Below are 2,122 nucleotides of genomic sequence, written 5' to 3' on the forward strand. Positions count from 1 at the left end.
ATACTGTAGGATGTATAAATAAACTTAAGGAGGTTTAAAATATGGAAAATACGAAAATGAAGTCAAAAAACATATTAGGATATGAAGAAGTATCAAAATTACTAAGAAAATTTGCAATTCCAAGTATCGTTGCAATGCTTGTAAGTTCTTTTTATAACATTATCGATCAGATTTTTATTGGGCAGGGAGTTGGATATCTTGGAAATGCTGCTACCAATGTAGCGTTTCCTCTTACAACTATATGTCTTGCAATTGCACTGCTTATAGGTATTGGTAGTGCTTCAAATTTTTCTATTGAACTTGGAAAAGGTAACGTAAAAAATGCAGAACTTTGTGTTGGAAATTCCATTTGGATGATGGGTATTTTAAGCATAATATATTTTATAATAATCCAGTTATTTCTTACTCCAATGCTTAATTCCTTTGGAGCTACAGAAACTATACTTCCCTATGCACAGGACTATGTTAAAATTACAGCTTTTGGTATGCCTCTCTTAATATTTACAAATGCTTTAAGTGCTCTTATAAGAGCTGATGGAAGTCCAAAATATTCTATGACATGCATGATTGTTGGAGCTATTATAAATACAATACTTGATCCTATTTTTATCTTTATCCTTAAACTTGGTGTATCTGGTGCTGCTCTTGCAACTGTTATATCACAGTTTGTATCTTTTTTAATAGCAGCTTCATATATAACTAAATTTAAGCATATAAAGCTTGGAAAAGCTTCTTTCCGTCCTCAAATCAGGGAATTCATGAAAATTGCTTCCCTTGGAATGAGCAACAGCCTTAATCAAGTGGCAATAACAATAGTTCAGATTGTAATAAACAATTCACTTACATACTATGGTGCAAAATCTATATATGGTCAGGAAATTCCTCTTTCAAGCTTTGGAATTGTCATGAAAATAAATTCAATTTTCATTTCAGTTTTTGTAGGATTATCACAAGGCTCACAACCAATTATAGGATTTAATTATGGTGCAAGATCTTATTCACGTGTTAAAGAAGTATATAAACTGGCTATAAAATCCTCACTTATAATTTCATTAATAGGATTTATAATGTTTCAATTTTTCCCAAAACAGATAATTTCAATATTTGGATCAGGAAACGAACTTTACTTTGAATTTGCAGTAAAATGCCTTAGAATATTTTTATTCATGGTAATCATAAATGGTGTTCAGCTCATATCATCAAACTTCTTTTCTGCCATAGGAATGCCTTTGAAAGGTGTAATATTATCCCTTTCTCGTCAGTGTTTCTTTTTAATTCCCCTCGTTATTGTATTCCCTCTTTTTTGTGGAATAAATGGCATCCTATATGCAGGACCTGTTGCAGATTTTATTGCTTTTCTAGCCAGTATTGCACTAATAAAACGAGAATTTAATACAATGAAGTAAGAAATACGGAACTATTACATAAAGATTATCTCATGCAACATTTAGTATATATTTTAATTTTAAAAAATAATACTAAATGTTGTTATACAATTTAAAAACATAATTATTGCATATTCCTTATAAGCTGCTGTCTTAAGTGCAAAACCACTGATAAATTAAAGCATTATCTCTCCAGAAAGATAGCACACAGCTTTTCCACCTATGCAGACTCTATCACCCTTATCTTCACATAAAAGAGTTCCTCCTCTTTTAGATAACTGCTTAGCTATCATCTTATTTTTATGTAATCTTTCAGCCCAAAACGGAATCAATGTGCTATGAGATGAACCTGTAACTGGATCTTCCTTTATTCCTGCATTAGGTGCAAAAAATCGTGAAACAAAATCACATTCATCACCCTTAGCTGTAACAACCAATGCAAATGCAATATCTCTGCTTATATCAGACAACATATCCATATTGACATTTAATTCTGATACAGTTTTTTCATCTTCAACAACCACAACAAGGTCTCTTGATAAATGAGTCTCAAAAACCTTACATCCTAAGGCTTTTTCTAATAAAGGATTTATTTCTGTTTGTATAGGCTTTCTGCTTGGAAAATCCATCATATAAAATTCACCATCTTTTATAACACTCAATCGTCCACTTTGAGTTTCAAATTCTATTTTATTCATAGATTTATCAATATAATTCATTACAACAAATGCAGTTGC

General features: G+C 31.0%; 2 protein-coding genes. One reads left to right on the plus strand and one right to left on the minus strand.

Annotated features, from left to right (window positions below; genetic code table 11):
• Window positions 1-41: 41 nt before the first annotated feature.
• A complete protein-coding gene (locus Q0F58_RS19145) occupies window positions 42-1,406 on the plus strand; it encodes an MATE family efflux transporter (RefSeq protein WP_294379633.1) in 1,365 nt (454 codons plus the stop codon).
• A gap of 155 nt (window positions 1,407-1,561) precedes the next feature.
• Here Q0F58_RS19145 and Q0F58_RS19150 read toward each other — a convergent pair.
• Window positions 1,562-2,122 (minus strand): PhzF family phenazine biosynthesis protein (locus tag Q0F58_RS19150; RefSeq protein ID WP_294379636.1); only part of this gene is annotated, 561 nt, incomplete at its 5' end.

It is taken from the genome of uncultured Clostridium sp. (genome assembly GCF_934754915.1).
Classification (GTDB): domain Bacteria; phylum Bacillota; class Clostridia; order Clostridiales; family Clostridiaceae; genus Clostridium.